This window comes from Nitratiruptor tergarcus DSM 16512, from assembly GCF_027946175.1.
Lineage (GTDB): Bacteria > Campylobacterota > Campylobacteria > Campylobacterales > Nitratiruptoraceae > Nitratiruptor > Nitratiruptor tergarcus.
This window is the reverse complement of record NZ_AP026671.1, coordinates 1416369-1435786: the sequence shown is the minus strand read 5'-3', so window position 1 is coordinate 1435786 and position 19418 is coordinate 1416369. Positions and strand designations below refer to the sequence as shown.

Sequence of the window (19418 nt, the reverse complement as noted above, 5' to 3'; positions counted from 1 at the left end):
AAGTGAAGCTTCTTAAAATAAAAGCTTATCAAATTTTTGCAAATTATAGAAAACCTATGAGTTTTAATTTTTGGGACAGTTATCCGTTGCCGCCTTTATCTACGGTTAGAGGATGGTTTCATACTGTAGTTGAAGCTAAAGAATATATCCCTATGTCAATGAGTATCCAGGGAAAATTTTCGTCTGTTGTTCAGGATTTGCAAACACTTATAAAATTTGATAGAAAAAGAAACAAAGAAGGGGAAATAGTTTTAAAAAGTTTCAAAAATAAAGTATTTTCAAAATCTCCCACTTTTGTAACAAATATTTACGATATCCATTTGAATATATATATTAAAGCAGAAGAAAAATATCTAAAGCTATTTAAAGAAAATCTTCTAAAAAACGAATATCCTTCCCTTGGAAGAAAAGAAGATTTAATAAGGATTGATTATATTGATTTTATAGAAGCAATAAATAAAGACTTTTCAGAAGAAGAACATATAATAGATTATGGCATTTATTTAAATAAGGAAACAGCTGTTAATTTAGGAATTGTAGGTATAAATTATAGAATGAATTTTAAATATGATAAAGAGCTTTTGGACAAAACAGGACTTAGATATTTTGAAAAGAAAGATGTTGTATATATAGATCACGATTATATAGAAGATGGAGATCTCCTTTTTGATGAAGAAGATAAAAGAGTTATTGACTTAATCGGATATTAAATATGGAAAAGGTATATGCAAAGCTTTACTATCAAAATGGTAAGCTTGTTCCTGAAACTTTAGAAAGGCATACAGAAAATCTTTTAAAAGAATTAGAAAGAATAAAAGGACTATATGGTAAGGAATTAAAAGATATTGGAACTACTGATAACTTTTGGAATGCTTTGAAAATTGCTTGTTTATTTCACGATTTAGGTAAAGTTTCTTCTCATTTTCAAAAAAAGATAAAAAAATACTTAAATGAGCCAGAAAAAATCCCATCAGATTTAGATAAAGAAATTCCACATAACTATCTTTCAGGAATATTCTTATATGTTCCTGAAATAAAAGGGACTATTACCAAGGGATATTTTAATTACATCCTTTTTTCTGTTTTGTTTCACCATCATCGAAAAATAGATTTTTCACAAGAATATTTCCTAAAAGTCATTGAAAAAGATATAAAAAATAAAATAGATACTTTAAAGTGGCTGAAAAAATATAGGTTTTTTATATCAGATATTCCCTCAGATAAAGCTGATATTCTATATAAAAAAATAGAAAGTTTTTACTTTAACTCTCCTAAGATAAAAAATATCAAAAAAGATAAAACTTTTATTCTATTGAAAGGACTTCTTCACAGATTAGACCATTCAGCATCAGCACATCTATCTGTAGAGGAAAATAGAATTTCTAATGTAGAAGAGAAATTATTATCTTATCTTTCTAAAAAAGAAAATTTTAAAGGTCTAAAACCATTCCAAAAAAAAGCAAAAGAACAGAGAAATAAGAATGTATTACTTACTGCTTCAACAGGCATAGGAAAAACAGAGTTTGCTATAAATTGGATTGGAGAAGATAAAGCTTTTTATACTTTGCCTGTTCGGGTTTCTGTTAATGCTATGTATGAAAGATTTATTAATGTTTTTAAAGAAGACCAGGAAAAGATAGGACTTTTACATAGTGATGCTTTATTTTATGGAATAAGAGAGAATGAAAAAATAGATGATTTACTTTCTATTGAAGAACACGTCATAAAAACACAAGCTACAAGACAGTTCTCTATGCCAATTACTATAACCACAGCTGACCAGCTATTTACATCTGTTTTTAAGTATCCTGGGTATGAGAAAATTTATGCCACTTTGATGTATTCAAAAATAGTATTAGATGAACCACAAAGTTATTCACCAGATACACTTGCAGTAATAATAAAGGGACTTCAAGAAATAACCTACTATGGTGGAAAGTTTTGTTTTATGAGTGCAACAATTCATCCTTTTATCAATGAATATTTAAAAAATTATGCAGAAGAATTAGAACCTGTTTTTAGTGACGAGAAAAAGCATAAGATTAAATTAGAAGATAAAACCATTAATGAATTTTCAAATGATATGATTTCTCAATTTAATCAGAGTAAAAAAGTTTTAGTTATTACAAATACAGTAAAAAAAGCACAGGAATTGTTTAAATTTTTAAAAGATAATAAAAATCTAAATGTTAAACTTCTACACTCGCTTTTTATTCAAAGAGATAAAAAAGAAAAAGAAGAACAAATAAAAAATCCTTGTGAACCAGTTATCTGGATTTCAACTCAATTAGTAGAAGCTTCTTTGGATATAGATTATGATATTCTGTTTACAGAAATTTCCACTTTAGACTCTTTAATTCAAAGAATGGGAAGGATTTATAGAAAATCAGGAAGAATAATTGATAAAAATGACAATCCTAATATTATTATTGCTACACAAGAACCATCAGATAAAGGAAAAATTTATAGCAAAGAGATTGTAAAACTTACATTAGAAGCTTTAAAAAAATACAATTTAAAAATATTAACTGAAAGTATGAAACAAGAGCTCATGAAAGAAGTTTATAACGAGGAAAAAATAAAAGAAACTAAATTTTATCTAGATTTTAAAAAATACATGAAACTTTTAGACGCAGGTTTTGAGGCTGATACCAAAGGAGAAGCTCAACAGCTTTTCAGAGAAATTTTAAATATAAATGTTATTCCAGAAAAAGTTTATCAAAAAAATATTGATGAGATAGAAAAAGCAATTGAAGTCGCATTAGATAAAGAAAAAAAATATTCTGAAAAAATACAAGCATTTTACACTTTGAATAAGTTTACAGTAAGTATATCTCTTTATAAACTAAAAAATATTATCCCAACCAAAATAACCCCAGAAAAATTTAGAAAAAAAATTTTTACTATAAATTTTCCTTATGATGTTAGTTTAGGCTTAATAATTGAAAATAAAAATGTTGAAAATATATTATGAAAAAATTATATATTACGGGAATTGAAATAGCTTATTATTTTATTTGTAAAAGAAAATTATGGCTTTTTTCTAAAGATATAACAATGGAACAAAATAATCAATTAGTAGAATTAGGAAAAATTATTCATGAAATAACTTATAAAAATAAAAGAAAAGAGATAGAATTTGAAGGAATAAAAATCGATTTTTTTGAAAAGAAAAATGCTTTGATTCATGAAGTAAAAAAAGGTAAAACAATGGAAAAAGCTCATGTTTGGCAGATGAAATATTATCTTTATAGATTAAAACTTTTAGGTATAAATTGTAAAGGAATGATCGATTATCCATTATTAAGGCAAAGAGTTACTGTCATTTTGGAAAAAGGAGATATTGAAAAATTAGAAGATTTAATAAATAAAATTGAAGAAATTAAGAGCTTGAAAATCCCTCCTAAGGTTATAGATAAAATTTTTTGTAAAAAATGTAGTTATTATGAGTTGTGTTATGCGTGAATATTATATATTTAAATCTGGCAGAATAAAAAGAAAAGATAATACACTGTTTTTAGAGTATTTTGAAAATGAAAAAGTATTAAAAGTTCCTATACCGATAAATGATATTGATTCCTTATATATTTTTGGAGAAGTTGACTTTAATACAAAACTCTTAAATTATTTTACACAACATCAAATTATGATGCATATTTTTAACTATTATGGTTTTTATAGCGGAACATATTATCCTAGAGAATTTTTATTGTCTGGTGATTTATTAGTTAAACAAGTAAAATATTTTACTTCAAGAAAAAAGAGACTCTCTATTGCTAAAGAATTTGTAAAAGGTGCTATTTATGGGGCTATTGCAAATATTAAAAGATATAAAGAAAAAATTGATAATGAAATAGAAATTTTAAAATCATTATATAAAAGTGTTGATGAACAACATGGAATTAGAGCTTTAATGGGAGTTGAAGGTAATGCGAAAGATATATATTATAGCTGTTTTGAAAAAATTATTACTCAAGATATTGATTTTAAAAAAAGAGTAAAAAATCCTCCAGATAATATGATAAATGCTCTACTTTCTTTTGTTAATAGCCTTATTTATACTTTTGTTTTAAAAGAGATATATAAAACACAATTAAATCCAACAATAAGCTATCTTCATGAGCCAAGCACAAGAAGATTTTCTTTATCATTAGATATTGCAGAAATATTTAAACCTATTTTTGGAGATAGATTGATTTTTGAAATGTTAAATGATAGAAAATTGTCCAAAAAAGATTTTGATAAATCATTAAATTTTGCCTATTTAAAAGAAGAAGGAAGAAAAAAAGTCATAACTGCTTTTGAAGAAAGAATGAATAGGACAATTTTGCATAAAAAGTTTAGAAAAAGAATTAAATATAAAAGATTAATAAGATTAGAACTTTATAAGCTTATTAAACATTTGTTAGGAGAAAGTGAATATAAACACTTTAAAATTTGGTGGTAATAATGTATATAATACTGGTTTATGATATTTGTACAATAGAAAAAGAAGGTCAAAATAGACTTAATAAAGTAATGAAATTATGTAGACAATATCTTCATCATACTCAAAAAAGTGTTTTTGAGGGTGAATTAAGTGAAGCAAAATTTATAAAATTGCAAAATAGTATTAAAAATATTATAGATTTTAATAACGATTATGTAATTTTTTATAGAATTGATAATAAAAATAATGTAAAAAAATACAATTTAGGAATATCTTTTGATCCTACAACAAATATATTCTAGCGGAATTTTCGGAAAACTAAATATTGCTAATTCGAGAAAAAACTTTTATAAATAAAGAAAAAAAATGCCTTAAAATCGGAACTGTGTTATAATTTTTTTATGGATATTAGCATCCAATTGTGGGATATAAATCAATTACCAAAAAGCATATTCGGGTCGTATTGCTCCATATTAGCATCCAATTGTGGGATATAAATAAGTATCTTGCATTGTTTAGAAACAGAGTACTTAGAATATTAGCATCCAATTGTGGGATATAAATAGTTAAAATACTACTGAAAGTAACGGGTTGGCCTGATGATATTAGCATCCAATTGTGGGATATAAATATAAAGCTTGCGTTGGCAAAGTTGTTAGGTTTGATTATATTAGCATCCAATTGTGGGATATAAATATGATGAAACGAACCGTTTATAAATACGTAAAGCAAGATATTAGCATCCAATTGTGGGATATAAATAGTGTTCAAAGTACCTATAATCCTTCTCACAACTATAATATTAGCATCCAATTGTGGGATATAAATTTTCAAGAGATAAATTTGGTGTCTATTAGAAAAATAATATTAGCATCCAATTGTGGGATATAAATAATCTCTCATCACCAAATCAAGCCCGCTAGTTCTAAAATATTAGCATCCAATTGTGGGATATAAATAAAAAAAAATGCGAGATATATGGAGAAAGATGTATTTATATTAGCATCCAATTGTGGGATATAAATCACTTGCTCTTGGAGGTTTAAGGGGCTTGAATGCGGATATTAGCATCCAATTGTGGGATATAAATTTCCAAAAAAAGATGAGATTGGTATTGAATATTATAATATTAGCATCCAATTGTGGGATATAAATGTCTTTGGGTCGGGCTTTTGGCTGCCCTCGCCCTTCATATTAGCATCCAATTGTGGGATATAAATATGGAAATTAGGATTAATATTTACGATAGCAGTAATAATATTAGCATCCAATTGTGGGATATAAATGTTGTTTCATTTCAAGAGTGCAAATGCATCGAGGAATATTAGCATCCAATTGTGGGATATAAATGCGGATAGCGATGTTAGTATGTTGTTTGGTAGACCAATATTAGCATCCAATTGTGGGATATAAATACATATTGGGCTTGCATAAATGGTGGTTATAATGCAATATTAGCATCCAATTGTGGGATATAAATAAAGTTGCTCGTGCTGTGATAGAATGGTGGGCGACAATATTAGCATCCAATTGTGGGATATAAATTTCTCTTTTTCAATCTTTTTCGTATAGTCCTGTTCATATTAGCATCCAATTGTGGGATATAAATATCTAATTGGTTCAAAGCTGTATGCGTGATACTTGTATATTAGCATCCAATTGTGGGATATAAATGATTTTAGCAATTCTGGTGAGGGTTGGTATGTATCTGATATTAGCATCCAATTGTGGGATATAAATATTTGAGTATGCTATTGAGTATAATGATTTTGTACTCATATTAGCATCCAATTGTGGGATATAAATACGCTGAAGCTTCAAGGTTTGTCAAATTTGATGTATCATATTAGCATCCAATTGTGGGATATAAATAACAAAGATAACGAAACTCTTGGCTGAAGAGGCGAATATTAGCATCCAATTGTGGGATATAAATCTCAGACGATATAAATTCGAATTCGTATGTTTGGAATATTAGCATCCAATTGTGGGATATAAATTGAGATAAATAATCTCATTGTATTCCAGGCATTTCAATATTAGCATCCAATTGTGGGATATAAATAAAACATAAAGGGATTGTTTAGTTTCACATTTATTGATATTAGCATCCAATTGTGGGATATAAATTTGGTTGCATTCTGCAAATCATCTTGTATAGAATCAAATATTAGCATCCAATTGTGGGATATAAATCTGTAAACGTCAGCCGTGCAGTACCTGAAGATTACAATATTAGCATCCAATTGTGGGATATAAATGTGGAAGTCTTGTAATACATAAAGCTGGATTTGTTGATATTAGCATCCAATTGTGGGATATAAATTAAGTATTGACATCTTACTTTGAATATTTTGGAGAATATTAGCATCCAATTGTGGGATATAAATAGCTTTACATCTGGAGTAGATTACACAGTAACAATTATATTAGCATCCAATTGTGGGATATAAATGCGTCTATGACATTTAATGAAGAATCTGCAAATTGGATATTAGCATCCAATTGTGGGATATAAATCGTAATATATAGCTTCAAGCTCTTTGCGCCATTTAGATATTAGCATCCAATTGTGGGATATAAAGGAAGATGATTTTCAAATGGATGTGGAGCATAGGCTTATATTAGCATCCAATTGTGGGATATAAAGATAGTACTTCGATAGAAATAATTATAGAGAATAACTTATATTAGCATCCAATTGTGGGATATAAAGGCTCTTGACGCTGGTGCTAAAACTGCCTGGAAACCTATATTAGCATCCAATTGTGGGATATAAAGACCATCTTTTGGGCAACTCACTTGGGTATTGCAAAATATTAGCATCCAATTGTGGGATATAAAGATCGTTTCATTTCAAGAGTGCAAATGTATAGAGGAATATTAGCATCCAATTGTGGGATATAAATATGACTGCTTGACTGCTAATGGCTCTTTATCTACTTATATTAGCATCCAATTGTGGGATATAAATTAATCAACTTGCAGGTAAAGACGATTTACAGATTTTATATTAGCATCCAATTGTGGGATATAAATATGACTGCTTGACTGCTAATGGCTCTTTATCTACTTATATTAGCATCCAATTGTGGGATATAAATGCTTTTGAGAATGCTGGAGAGCAGACAATCGATGCGATATTAGCATCCAATTGTGGGATATAAATCAGACTGTCGATAGCGTTGTTATCAAGCAAAACTTCAATATTAGCATCCAATTGTGGGATATAAAGATATTCGCTACATATGCTTTGAAAGAAGGGGCAAATATATTAGCACCCAATTGTAATGACCCTTCATTTTCTGCACACCTAAGCTACCAAGTGAAACACTTCTACAGGTGTTTTGTACTGCAGCGCTGAATGCTTTCGTTTTTGATTGTAAAAATTGATCCATTCTTCAATAATTTTGTTAGCCTCCTTGAGTGATTTGAAGTTATAGTACCAGATACACTCTTCCTTGATGGTTCGGAAGAACCTTTCAATCATGCCATTGTGTTCAGGAGTATAAGGAGTGATGAACTCCTGAGTGAAGTTGTAATCTTTGATTGTTTTGGTGAACGATTTACTGGTAAAAACCAATCCATTATCACTTCGTAATACAATGGGCTCTTTCAATCGCTGAAGTCTTCCAAATCGATAGATCAAGCCTTCCTGCAAAGCAGCTTCTGCTGTTTTCGCTTTACCGCTTTTTGAGAGTCTCCATCCAACGATTTCACGGGTACAAGTATCAATCACGCAAGCTAAAGTGCTCCAGCCATCATTAATACTGTAGATGCGGGTCATATCAATAGTCCATCTTTGATTGGGATAGTGTGAACGCGAAGGCATCATTTTGGCTCTTGGCCTATGCCCTTTGGAACGCTTTCTTACCTGCCAACTTTTTAGTTGCAGAATGCGCTGCACTGCTTTTTTGTTCATCCCAAGCAGTAAAGCTAAACAACGATAGCCATACGTTGGAAATTTCTCTATCTTCTCTTTGACTTTTTTAACACGCTCTTCATCCAATTTCCGTATTCTTTTGACGGGCTTGTAATAAAAGCTCCTGCGAGGAATATTCAACAGCTTACAGAGTTTTGTGATGCTTATTGGGTAGCCCTCGCTTCTCATTTTGCTCTGTACTTGCATCACTTCTTCTCTTTTCCTACAGAAGCGTCGTACTTTTTTAATGCGATATTCTCCAATGTCAATTCACCTATAACTGCCTTCATATCTTTTATCTTCTCTTCATACATGGCAGCTATATCTTTAGGTCTGGCTCTTAATTGATTCTCCATACCTCTACGTGCATCTTCCATCCACTCCTCTATTGCTCCAGGTGCCAAATCATACTTTCTCGCAACTTCAGATACTGTAGTTTTCCCTTGAAAAACATCCATCACAATGGATAGTGTCAAGAAACGTTCGCAATTTTCCTTCCGGGTAAGTCATCGTCAAGCAGCTTGAAGCTGCGCCTCGTGGATTTCCATCACCTCCTGCAACTTGGCAGGCTAGATATAACTGCGTTCAGATTCCCAATTTTCCGTATACTCCATCAGATAGGTGGCGATCAGCCTCAGATACGATTCTCTTGAAGGAAAGACCGACACCACCTTCGAGCGCCTCCTGATCTCCTTGTTAATCCTCTCTAAAACGTTGGTCGAACTGATTCGCCGTTTGTCGATCTGGGGAAAGTGGTAAAACTGCAACGAATTCTCCAGGCCGTTTTGCAGGACTTCGATCGCTTCGGGAAATTTCTTATCATATTCATCGATAATCATCTGTGCAATCTGCAGGGCATCCTCCCTGTATTCTTGCAGCCAGATGCTCTTGAGCCTGGCAGCGAACTTCTCCTTGGCCCTGTGGGGGCCATGGGCCAGGATGTTGCGCATGAAGTGGACCTTGCATCGCTGCCACGAAGCTCCGATAAAACTCTGCTTGAAAGCTTTCTGGATCCCCTGATGGGCGTTGCTGATCAGCAGCGCGATCTTTTCGACGCCTCTTGCTTTGAGCCTGTCGAAAAAGCTTTTCCACGTTTCAGTACTCTCGGAGACGAAGGGTTCAATGGCCAACACCTCCCTGTTGCCCTCTATCGTCACGCCGTAGGCTATCATAATGGCTGTGGATACCACTCTGTCTTCATGGTTTCTCACTTTCTCATACAAAGCATCGACCCAGATGAAAGGATACTCCTTTTGCAAGGGTCGGTTACGAAACTCCTCGACCTGTTCGTCAAGTCCTTTGTTGATCTGCGACACTTGGGAAGCGGATATATTCTCGATACCCAACTCTTTTGCAAGGCGCTCTATCTTTCTGGTCGATACTCCATTGACATAGGCCTCTTTCACCATTGCAATTAAAGCCTGTTCACTCCTTCTCTTTTCGGTGACGAAAAAAGGAATATAGCCACCTCTTCTTATTTTTGGGATCATCAGATATACAGTTCCCAGCCTCGTATCGAACCTTCTTGGACGGTAGCCGCTAAAGTGGCTCTTTCGCTCACTGCCGTGCTCTCCTTTGGCTGCGCCCACTTTCATCTGTGCCTCGATCTGCATCAACTGATCCATCATCCATTTCATCATTGCAAGCAGCGGATCTTCTTCTGTAACGAATCCTGTTAGGATCTTTTTGAAAATTTCGCTATCATTTCTCATGGGTAGACTTCTCCATTCTTTTTTTCTCACCGGAAAGTCTATCCAACCCCTTCGAGGGTTTTCAAGTGAAATTGCGAACTTTAGTGTACACTATCTCACAATGGAAGTTTTCTTTTTTACTGTAAATCTTTTTATCTCTTCTTGGTTTTTATTTAATTTCTCCATTGCTGACCCTTTTATCTTTCACTCTTTATGTATTATATCTTGTGTAGTTGGGCTGGGGGTTGGTATACAATTATGAAATATAAAGCTGGCTTAATCTTTCTAACTAATTAGAAGTAAATTTATTAAAAAGAGGAAGATGCGAGGCAACAAAAGCGCCTTTAGATTTTTAAGATACCCAAGAGATTGAGCATCATAAAAATGAGAGCTACTGGAGCGATATAGCGGATGCTAAACATCCAAACTGCATAGAGTTTGCCTGCAAGTTCTCCAGGTTTATGCAGATGCGCTTGCACTTGCGTTTTTGGAAGCACATACCCCACAAAGATAACAATTGCAAATCCACCCAGAGGAAGCAAAATAGAGTCTGTTGTAAACTCTAAAATATCAAACAGCGGTTTTCCAGCGATGCTAAAAAGTTTTCCCCAACTATTGGTAAATGAGAGAAGGGCTGCAATTCCTACAATCCAGTAAATGAGACTTGTAAGCACGACTGCTTTTGTGCGTGACATCTTAAATCTATCGATGAGGTACTGCACTACAGGCTCTACGAGACTTACTGCAGAAGTGAGTCCAGCAAAGGCAAGAGCGAGGAAGAAAAGCAGAGCAAAAAATATACCAAGAGAGCCAAAATTATGAAGAATCGTTGGAAGGGAGATAAATACAAGTCCCGGGCCTTGTCCAGGCTTTGCACCAAATTGAAACAAGAAACTAAAAATAACAAGACCAGCTACCAAAGCGATGAGTGTATCCATGAAAGTAACTATAAAAGCAGTTTTAGTAATGCTTGCATCTTTTGGCAAAGATGCCGCATAGGTCATAATAGCACCCATTCCAAGAGAGAGGGTAAAAAAGGAGTGTCCAACAGCACGAATGAAGGCTTCAGAATTGAGCTTCTCCCACTTTGGCTCAAACATAAAAGCCAATGCTTTTGAAAAACCATCTAGTGATGCAGCGTAAGTAAGGAGTCCAAAGAGAATGAGCATCAATGCTGGCATCAAGATAAGGTTTACCTTTTCAATCCCTCCTTTGATACCTCTATGGACGACATAGCCAACAATAATTACAGAGATGGTATGAAAAAATATTTGTGCTAAAACCTCATTTCCTACAAGATTAGAAAATATATTTTTTGCTGTTTGTGTATCAGATGGAAGTCCTGAAAAAAGTACATAAAAAAGATAGTATAAAATCCAGCCGATGACTACAGAATAAAATGTCATAATAATAATGCCGTTAAATCCCATAAAACCTGCATACTTCCACCACTTTTTGCTTGGAGGAGCGAGCTCTTCAAATGAGCTTACAGTATCTTTTTTACCAAGTGCACCAATAAGCATCTCTGCAATCATCACTGAAAATCCAATAAAAGCGATGGTAATAAGGTAGATAAGTACAAAAGCCCCACCACCATATTCACCAGTCATATAGGGGAACTTCCAAATATTTCCAAGCCCTACAGCACTTCCGGCTGCAGCCATAATAAAACCTATCTTGCTAAATTTTTGTATTTTCAAGATATCTCCTGCAATGCAATTTGTTATGATAATTATACTACACTGCATAAGTTTAATCATATCTAGCACCGCAAATAAGATAAAGGAGTGCAAATTAGATACATAACTTTTCGATTTATGGGCAGTCGATACCATTAATAAAAACTAGCCCAAGCACTTAATTGATCTTGGATACAATACCTTCTTGAAAATCATTATGAGTGCCATATGTATTGGACTTATACACTATCTTGACAAGAATGCAAATTTTTCCTATAATTTCAGTCCGATTGTCGGGGCGTAGCGCAGTCTGGTTAGCGCACCTGGTTTGGGACCAGGGGGTCGGGGGTTCGAATCCCTCCGCCCCGACCATGTTTTATTAACACTCGTATGGTGGGTGTAGCTCAGGTGGTTAGAGCACCAGATTGTGGCTCTGGGGGTCGCCGGTTCGAGTCCGGTCATCCACCCCATATATTTTCGGGCCTAAAATTGATAAAAAATAAAAATTAACAAATTTGTTGCTTTAGCCTATGGGCCGAATATGCGCCCGTAGCTCAATTGGATAGAGCAACGGACTTCGGATCCGTAGGTTAGAGGTTCGACTCCTCTCGGGCGTGCCACTTTATCACCATACATAATATTTATGCGCTCGTAGCTCAGCTGGATAGAGCAACGGCCTTCTAAGCCGTAGGTCCCAGGTTCGAATCCTGGCGGGCGTACCACTTTGCGCGGGAGTGGCGGAATTGGCAGACGCGCCAGACTTAGGATCTGGTACCGCAAGGTGTGGAGGTTCAAGTCCTCTCTCCCGCACCACTAAGGTAGACATTGTCTCATCTTCCATTTGATCAAATTCTCATCTTTGTTCTATTTATTACAATCCTTTTTCTCATACTCTACTTTTTCAGAAGAAAGCCCCCACTTAAATACAAAGCAGTGCAAAAAATTTTTACCCCAAGCGAGCGAAAATTTTTTATCCATCTCCAGCAGGCCGTGGGGAACGAGTTTTATATCTTTGCAAAAGTGCGAGCTGCTGATGTCTTACTGCCAGTAAGTGCAAAAGATAGAAGCCGCTGGCAAAGTGCTTTTAATAAAGTTGCCTGTAAACATTTTGACTATGTGCTATGTGATGCAAAGCTCTCGATTGTAGCAGCAATTGAGCTAGATGATGCAAGTCATAATCGCGCTGATAGGGTGGAGCGGGATGCGTTTATCGAGTGGGCTTGTAAGAGTGCAGGGGTGCCGCTTATTCGCATTAAAACTGCTAAAAATTACGATATAAGAGAACTTCGCTCATTTATTCTTCGCCAATGTAAGGTATCAAAAGCTTAGCCATCTCCTCTGGGTAGCCTCTCTTTTTAGCAATCTCTTGTGCAAGATCATCTATCAATTTTTCATCTAAAAGTTCCCCTTCGATGCGTACGCCCTGAGCAGTATGTGGAAGTGCTTGGAGTTTTATGAGTTTGCCTACAATTGCATCTGCCATTGTAAAGATAGAAGAGACTTTGACAATCTCACAGCGAGCGTATCTATCTCCCTCAAAAGATACCTCAGCTGCCCGCAGGCTTAAATCTCTCCCTGGGATTTGCTGAGCACCAAAGAGTGGGGTAGGTGTGGGTGTGGCATCGGTAAATGGTGGCAGATAGCGACTTACATACCATATAGCCTTTTGTGTTCTCTTGATTGCTAGATCTGGATTGAAGCCTTTTTCGATAAATTCTATATATTTTTGCGGTAATCTTGGCTGGCTTGATGGAGGTTCACTCTTTGCGACTCCATCTTCAAAGAGAGTGATATCTTTGCGCATACCATGAAGTTGATAATAGCCAGCTGGATAGGGGGTAAACTGTGCCATGCCTTTGTCAGTTCCACGAATACCATGGAAGATCATCTCTGGATAGAGATAATCGTCGCGATATTTTGCAATATATGCGGCTTTGAACTCTACAATGCGCTCCTTGTAATAACCTAAAAAGTCATCAATCATTCCGCTCTTAAATCCTGCAGCATTGATGAGAAAGTCAAAGTACTCTTCTTTGCATTCATTATTGCATTTAGATATAACGATAAAACCATCACCACTTCTTTTCACATCTACAACTGAAGTCTCATATCTCACATCAGCATCTTGCAACAGAAGCTGCGCTATTGCACTGAGACGAAAGATATTGATGCCATACTCCTGGACTAAAATGACAGGAAATTTGAGTTTGTTTATATCTACCTCATTGGCAAAAGGGATAAGCCACTCCCCAGGTGTTTTTGGCACTTTTTTAGGAGTTTTACCTTGGAGCGCTACAACTTCATCTTGAGAAAAAGTGAGAAAATACTCTTGCAGATCTCCTAACACTCTATTTGCTGGATCCTTGTCAATAAGCTCTTTGTAGAAGAGTGCTAGTTTTTTGGTTCGTTGTATAAGCTCGTCTATATCTATAAGAATATGCTTTGGAATTGCGAGGAGTGTAGGGCGCTTCTCAATTGCTTGTGGATAGAAGCATAAAAACTCAATTGATTCTTTTAAAAGTTGCTTGCGTTGCGTATCATCGATATCTGGGTAGAGATTCCCTCCTGCGTGCAGATGGCAGGCTGGAGGTCCGGCTACGAGCATAGGTTTTTTCTCAAAAAGAGTAGGCTTGAGACCAAGTTTGCGCAGATATATCGCTACGCTTGCTCCTGCTACTCCACCACCAATGATTGCAATTTTCATACCAGCTCCAGTAAATCTTTTAAAGATGCAATTTTTGGCACATTAAAGGCATCAATCTCCTGATCATATCCATATTTGACAAGTACTACCGGCACTTTTGCCTCTTTGGCTGCAAAGTAATCACTGGCTGAATCACCTACCATGAGTGCTTCATTACTCTTGATACCAAATTTTTCAAGGGCAAAAACCAAAGGCATGGCAGATGGCTTTTTTTGGGGTAGGCTGTCTCCTCCAAGAACAAGTGAGAAATGATGAAGCTCGAAATGATTTAAGAGAGGCTCTATAAATGCAAAGGGTTTATTGGTAATGAGAGCGAGGTCATAGTTTTTGTTAAGAGTTTCAAGTATCTCTTTTGCATACGGATAGAGGGAGGTTTTATTGGTGAGATTTTTACTGTAATACTCCATGAAAATCTTAAGAGCTTTTTGAAAAAGCTCTTCATCAATATCCTCTACCTCTTTGGAACCACAGAGTCCTCGCTTTACAAGCATAGAAGCCCCTCCACCTATCCATGTGCGAATGGTATCAAGTGGATAGGTTGGAAGATTTAATGTCTCAAGAGTATGGTTAAGTGCATCAGCCAGATCTGGTGCACTATCTATGAGTGTGCCATCAAGATCAAAAAATATAGCTTTTTTCATCATTTTCCTCAAAAATTTTTGGAAGTGTACATAAAAATGTTGATAATATCTTGAAATTCTTTCTATATCTTCTCATCTCATCTCTCTATAATAAAGATGGGCACCACTTTTTTGGGGACCAAAAATAATATCACTCTCTACTTTTTTGCTTATTTGATACCGAATTATAAGTGTAGAGATTTCATCATTTTTATAAATTACTGTAATTTTATCACTTACTCTTTTCCCAATCTCAAAACCGATACGATTTGCACTTGTAAGAAGTGTGAGTGTATCGAGTTTGATGCCAAAATTTGCAACAAGATCTTTTATAAAAAGATTTGAGAGCATACTGCTCAGTTTATCTCCTCCTAGTGCTGCACTAATGAGAGATTTACTGCTTGTGCCAAATGCAAGCAAAGAGAGTATTTCGTTAGACTTGAGATAAGGCTCGCTATCGAAGTTTACTACAGGATTTTCTAATTCGCCCGCTACTGTAATATAGATAATATAGCGATCTTTTCTGGTAATAAGATGAAGATCGAGTAGAGGATTTTCCACAGGTCCATAAAAATCAATTACAGATGATGAGATCTCAATATTTTCTTGATTTGGAAGATGGTACACTCCTTTGAAGATTTTGATCATACCCAGTAGTTGCAGTTGTTTGCCAAACTCTTTATAAAGGAGGAGATCTGGACTTGTAAGAGCATAGAGATCTGGTATTTTATAAAGAATTGGTTTTTTAGCATCGATTTTGATATTAATTGCTACATTTTTTAAAAAATAGTTCTCTTGTGGACTTTGTAATTCATCGATAACGATTATATCCTCATCTTTGACTATACGCTCTTTTTTAGGGGAATAGGTTATGACTCCGCCAAAGAGGGTGAGAGTTCCTGTAGTTTCAATTTTGTTTTGTTTGATTTGTGCATCAATATCGATTTTTGTGCGTATATCCCCTTCTATAGAGGAGTATCGATAATCTTTGGCCTTGATTTGGAATTTTCCCAATGTGGTAGAAAAATTGTAAAAGCCACTGATTTTTACTTTATCTTCAATCCAAAACTCTTGAACATATATACCATCATTTTTCAACTCTATAATTGATGGTTTTGTAGCGTAAAAGCCGTGATCTTTGAGAAGTAAAGCGTAGTAATCGAGGATAATCTGCTTTGGATTGCCATGGAGTTTGTACTCAAGATACTCTAGAGGAGAGACTCTGTTTTGAGGTTGGACTTTGGAGTGAAGAGTAAAGTTTTGTGTATCGATGCTGTACTCTCCAGAAGCGTTCACAGCAAGTTCTACCGATAGTTGCGGTATAGGATAGATCTGTGAGATGGTTTTTGTTAAGTTTTGTAGATGATTGATATTGCAAGAAAAAGAGAGCAGCTGATCGTGCTTTTGAGCTAAACAGAGCGCATCGTCAATTTTGAGAGTAGCACTCTTTTGTAATACTTCCAGAATAATGTTTTTAGCTTGAAGAAAAAACGATTTGGTAGCAAGGTTTGCTTCTATTGTCACAGGGCCAAGTGCAGGGAGATGGAAATCTTTATATCTTTTTTTAAACTCTAATGTGCCTTGTATCTGCTTTTTTGCATGAGAAAATTCTCCTTCTACATAGTTTGAAAGAATTGATAAGTTTTGCTCATCGGGATTGGCCGAGCCAATAAGTTGCAGGTACATATCTTTTGGAAGAGAGCTATTGAGATCATGTGTTTGTATGGGAGAGGTTTTAAATGTGGCGCTATCTTTTTGCCGTTTTATATCAATTGATATAAATTGATTGAAAATTTTCGCATCTGTTTGTTCAAGATCTCCCTTGATATAAGCATATAGTTTTTGGTAAGCAAGAGGATTGATAGGAATGTTATATCTTTCGTTATTTATCGTAGCATTTGCTTCATAGTGGAGCGTTTTGTCGTATATCGCATCAATATGCAAAACTGCTTGGCTTTTTTTGTAGATTGTTGATGTATCTGCTTGGATAAAGAGGGACTGATAATTATATTTTCCAGTTATTTTATTTTTGGCAAAGCGATAGTTATAGATAAAAAATTTATCTGGTATGAGAGAGAATGCGATCTTTTTGGGATCTGCTTGTATTATGAAAGGAATCGTCGCTGCACGTATCATTTGATATGTAAGATCTTCAATATCCCCTTGAAGTTGTAGTGTTTGATTGGAATATATACCAAAAGCCTTGACTTTTGCATAAGGGCTAACTATGTGTAAAGATGAAATATGTGCCTTTTGAAGAGAGATATCTTTTGCCTGAAGTGTTAAGCGATGTGTACCTTTATAGGAGTAAAATGCATTGATGTAAGCTTTTTTGATAAATGGTTTTACAAGGAGTTTGGAACTTTTTTGCTCTTTATTTTGTGATAATTGGATACTAAGAAGTGTATTTATATTGAGATCTTTGATAGTTATATTTTCAATATATGCTGTTCCTTGGAGCAAAGGAGCATACCTCCATGTCAAAGAGAGACTCTTTGCCAATGGCTTTTGATGATAGCGAATATTTTTGCAAGTGAGTGTATGGATATTTTTGATTGTAAGTTGACACTCTATTCCACTTTGTCTTATTTGTGATGTTATGAGAGTTTGGAGATAGTGGGAGAAATGCTCAGCTAATACAAATGCCATAACAACTATGAGGAAAATCTGGAGAAATTGCAAGATCTTTTTCAAAAGGAGGCTCCTATATAGAGTCCTAAAGAATTTTGCACAATATGAGATGGATTGAAGCCAAAATAGACCTTAATCGTTCCTACGACTGTGGGATAGAGTATGCCAATTCCTACTCCGTCAACTGCTTTGTTAAATTGTAGCGTGTTGCTATCTATATAGGTACGATCCCAAAAGAGTGCGAGATAGTAAGAATCGAGAGGATAGTGATACTCTACTGTAGTTGCTAAAAGAGACTTGCCACCAATTTTGCAGCTACTATCAAGTGCATAGAGGGATCGAAATGGGTACGCTCTATTGCTTTGCACTCCGCCTGCTATAAAGAGTTTTGTAGGGGGGATTTTGTTTCCTAAGATCTCTCCAAGAGTTCCTTTGAGAAATAGTACACCTTTAGGAAGTGCATAGTAAATTCCGGCTTTGACAGAAGTTTTAAAGTACTCTCCATCAAGTAAGGAGCCTTGTGCGAAAAGTCCCAAAAAATATCCATTAGTAGGAAAGAACTTTTCATTGCGTTTATCGATGAAAATATCGATAAAGGGCGCTAAGAGTGTATAATTTTTACGTTCTATACAGCTCTCATTAGTATCTGCTATTTGTATATGACTTGGCTGAAGACCAAATGAGATCCCTTTATTATAATCCTCTTTGAGGAGTTTTAACTTATAAGTTATCTCTTTGCTTTTGAAAATATCGAATCTATCTTGTGTATAAGAGAAAGTGTGTTTTATGTCATATCTGTTTTGGAATAATGTAATAGAAGAAGGCATAAAATAGCCAAGTTCAACTTTTTTGGTGATATCTGCATAAAAAAGATCCAATGAAATCTGCTTAGCATGATAGTTGAGGTTTTTGTATTGAAAACTCACTATTGCGCCTCTATCGCTTTCAAACCCCACTCCTGCTTTATAGAGGTGTACTTTTTTTCTCTCTTTGCAGTTGATATCTAAAAAAATCTGATTATCTATCTTTTTTGAATAATCAAATCTCACAGCATTGAAATATTCTAATGAGTAGAGCCTTTTATAACTCTCATCAATCTTTGATAATGAAAAAATATCCCCCGGTTGTACATAGATATGATCTTTTACAACTTTTGCTGGAATAGATTGTAGACCATGAATAGAAATAGTTTTTATTTTACACAAAGAGCCTTTAGCAAGATAGATTGAGATGACAACACTTTTTTCTTTTTTATAAACGTACGCTTTTGGTATAAACTCATAGCTGCAGTAGCCATTTTTTAAAAGAGCATCTTTTATATCTTTTTTCATCTTGACAAATTGGGAGACAATAAAACGATCACCTTTTTTAAATGGTATAAAGCTTTCTATAGAAAAGTCAGATGTGGTTGCAAGAGCAGAGATGTGCAAAGGGGTATGCTCTTCAATAATAAAAAGGAGTGTATCTTTTTGTATTTTCGCTGTAATGTTTGCATCCCAAAAGCCTTGCTCTTGATAAAAGAGTTTAAGCTCATCATAGAGAGTAGGAATCAGCTTTTCTTCTACTTTGGGACGAAATTTTTTGTGTAATATCTTTTGCCAAAGTGTTTGTTCAAATCCAAGCTCTTTGTAAAGACGCTTTTTGGTAAATGTTTTGTTGCCAAAAAAGTCAATGGTATATTGTGCCCCCAGCAATGTATAAAAAGAGAGTATAAGTGATATAACAATTTTCATTTTGCTATT

14 protein-coding genes, 5 tRNA genes and 1 CRISPR repeat array are annotated in these 19418 nt (G+C 34.6%); of the genes, 11 read left to right on the top strand and 8 right to left on the bottom strand.

Annotated elements, in window-relative coordinates:
* Window positions 1–2 precede the first annotated feature (2 nt).
* Genes cas5b through cas2 form a run of 5 tightly spaced genes read left to right on the top strand, consistent with a single transcriptional unit; the run spans window position 3 to window position 4731 of the window.
* A complete protein-coding gene (cas5b, locus tag NITER_RS07575; protein ID WP_084275130.1) occupies window positions 3–710 on the top strand; it encodes a type I-B CRISPR-associated protein Cas5b in 708 nt (235 codons plus the stop codon).
* 2 nt (window positions 711–712) lie between these two features.
* Window positions 713–2974, top strand: a complete 2262-nt coding sequence (locus NITER_RS07570) for a CRISPR-associated helicase/endonuclease Cas3 (RefSeq protein ID WP_084275131.1) — start codon at window positions 713–715, stop codon at window positions 2972–2974.
* Window positions 2971–3465 (top strand): CRISPR-associated protein Cas4, encoded by a 495-nt coding sequence (gene cas4, locus NITER_RS07565; RefSeq protein ID WP_084275132.1) that lies wholly within the window; start codon window positions 2971–2973, stop codon window positions 3463–3465. Before NITER_RS07570 ends, cas4 begins: the two co-directional genes overlap by 4 nt.
* Window positions 3458–4447 (top strand): type I-B CRISPR-associated endonuclease Cas1b, encoded by a 990-nt coding sequence (gene cas1b / locus NITER_RS07560; protein WP_143779617.1) that lies wholly within the window; start codon window positions 3458–3460, stop codon window positions 4445–4447. Before cas4 ends, cas1b begins: the two co-directional genes overlap by 8 nt.
* A gap of 2 nt (window positions 4448–4449) precedes the next feature.
* A complete protein-coding gene (gene cas2 / locus NITER_RS07555) occupies window positions 4450–4731 on the top strand; it encodes a CRISPR-associated endonuclease Cas2 (RefSeq protein ID WP_084275134.1) in 282 nt (93 codons plus the stop codon).
* A 103-nt stretch (window positions 4732–4834) separates the two neighbouring features.
* Window positions 4835–7664: a CRISPR direct-repeat array (repeat unit 29 nt; unit sequence ATATTAGCATCCAATTGTGGGATATAAAT).
* Between the two features lie 78 nt (window positions 7665–7742).
* On the opposite strand, the gene NITER_RS07550 is transcribed toward cas2, so the two are convergent.
* From NITER_RS07550 to NITER_RS07535, 4 genes are all read right to left on the bottom strand, one after another.
* Complete coding sequence (locus tag NITER_RS07550) at window positions 7743–8558, bottom strand: IS3 family transposase (protein WP_281848088.1); 816 nt, start codon at window positions 8556–8558, stop codon at window positions 7743–7745.
* On the bottom strand, window positions 8558–8827 hold the full coding sequence (locus NITER_RS07545; protein ID WP_084275135.1) for a transposase: 270 nt from the start codon (window positions 8825–8827) through the stop codon (window positions 8558–8560). Before NITER_RS07545 ends, NITER_RS07550 begins: the two co-directional genes overlap by 1 nt.
* A 93-nt stretch (window positions 8828–8920) precedes the next feature.
* On the bottom strand, window positions 8921–10063 hold the full coding sequence (locus tag NITER_RS07540) for an IS256 family transposase (protein ID WP_084276561.1): 1143 nt from the start codon (window positions 10061–10063) through the stop codon (window positions 8921–8923).
* 323 nt (window positions 10064–10386) lie between these two features.
* The gene (locus tag NITER_RS07535; protein ID WP_084276562.1) at window positions 10387–11742 is read right to left on the bottom strand and encodes a sodium-dependent transporter; all 1356 of its coding nucleotides are present in this window, start codon (window positions 11740–11742) and stop codon (window positions 10387–10389) included.
* Between the two features lie 273 nt (window positions 11743–12015).
* Between NITER_RS07535 and NITER_RS07530 the strand changes: the two genes are divergently transcribed.
* From NITER_RS07530 to NITER_RS07505, 6 genes are all read left to right on the top strand, one after another.
* Window positions 12016–12093: transfer RNA gene (locus tag NITER_RS07530), tRNA-Pro, on the top strand.
* A 21-nt stretch (window positions 12094–12114) separates the two neighbouring features.
* Window positions 12115–12191 (top strand) — tRNA-His (locus NITER_RS07525).
* Between the two features lie 73 nt (window positions 12192–12264).
* Window positions 12265–12341: transfer RNA gene (locus NITER_RS07520), tRNA-Arg, on the top strand.
* Between the two features lie 25 nt (window positions 12342–12366).
* Window positions 12367–12443: transfer RNA gene (locus tag NITER_RS07515), tRNA-Arg, on the top strand.
* A 6-nt stretch (window positions 12444–12449) separates the two neighbouring features.
* Window positions 12450–12534, top strand: a tRNA-Leu gene (locus tag NITER_RS07510).
* 12 nt (window positions 12535–12546) lie between these two features.
* The gene (locus NITER_RS07505; protein WP_084275136.1) at window positions 12547–13050 is read left to right on the top strand and encodes a DUF2726 domain-containing protein; all 504 of its coding nucleotides are present in this window, start codon (window positions 12547–12549) and stop codon (window positions 13048–13050) included.
* On the opposite strand, the gene NITER_RS07500 is transcribed toward NITER_RS07505, so the two are convergent.
* The 4 genes from NITER_RS07500 to NITER_RS07485 form a co-directional block, all read right to left on the bottom strand.
* Window positions 13016–14425 carry an FAD-dependent oxidoreductase gene (locus tag NITER_RS07500; RefSeq protein WP_084275137.1) on the bottom strand — a complete coding sequence of 470 codons (1410 nt, stop codon included), beginning with the start codon at window positions 14423–14425 and terminating at the stop codon, window positions 13016–13018. The genes NITER_RS07505 and NITER_RS07500 overlap by 35 nt on opposite strands.
* On the bottom strand, window positions 14422–15066 hold the full coding sequence (locus NITER_RS07495; protein WP_084275138.1) for a phosphoglycolate phosphatase: 645 nt from the start codon (window positions 15064–15066) through the stop codon (window positions 14422–14424). Before NITER_RS07495 ends, NITER_RS07500 begins: the two co-directional genes overlap by 4 nt.
* A 72-nt stretch (window positions 15067–15138) precedes the next feature.
* Window positions 15139–17739, bottom strand: a complete 2601-nt coding sequence (locus tag NITER_RS07490; RefSeq protein ID WP_084275139.1) for a translocation/assembly module TamB domain-containing protein — start codon at window positions 17737–17739, stop codon at window positions 15139–15141.
* Complete coding sequence (locus NITER_RS07485) at window positions 17736–19409, bottom strand: autotransporter assembly complex protein TamA (RefSeq protein WP_084275140.1); 1674 nt, start codon at window positions 19407–19409, stop codon at window positions 17736–17738. Before NITER_RS07485 ends, NITER_RS07490 begins: the two co-directional genes overlap by 4 nt.
* Window positions 19410–19418: the final 9 nt, after the last annotated feature.

Excerpts from the sequence above, each read along its gene's own strand:
- NITER_RS07570 (WP_084275131.1), top strand. The coding sequence starts at position 713 with ATGGAAAAGGTATATGCAAAGCTTTACTATCAAAATGGTAAGCTTGTT.
- cas4 (WP_084275132.1), top strand. The coding sequence starts at position 2,971 with ATGAAAAAATTATATATTACGGGAATTGAAATAGCTTATTATTTTATT.
- cas1b (WP_143779617.1), top strand. The coding sequence starts at position 3,458 with ATGCGTGAATATTATATATTTAAATCTGGCAGAATAAAAAGAAAAGAT.
- cas2 (WP_084275134.1), top strand. The coding sequence starts at position 4,450 with ATGTATATAATACTGGTTTATGATATTTGTACAATAGAAAAAGAAGGT.
- NITER_RS07550 (WP_281848088.1), bottom strand. The coding sequence starts at position 8,558 with ATGCAAGTACAGAGCAAAATGAGAAGCGAGGGCTACCCAATAAGCATC.
- NITER_RS07540 (WP_084276561.1), bottom strand. The coding sequence starts at position 10,063 with ATGAGAAATGATAGCGAAATTTTCAAAAAGATCCTAACAGGATTCGTT.
- NITER_RS07500 (WP_084275137.1), bottom strand. The coding sequence starts at position 14,425 with ATGAAAATTGCAATCATTGGTGGTGGAGTAGCAGGAGCAAGCGTAGCG.
- NITER_RS07495 (WP_084275138.1), bottom strand. The coding sequence starts at position 15,066 with ATGAAAAAAGCTATATTTTTTGATCTTGATGGCACACTCATAGATAGT.
- NITER_RS07485 (WP_084275140.1), bottom strand. The coding sequence starts at position 19,409 with ATGAAAATTGTTATATCACTTATACTCTCTTTTTATACATTGCTGGGG.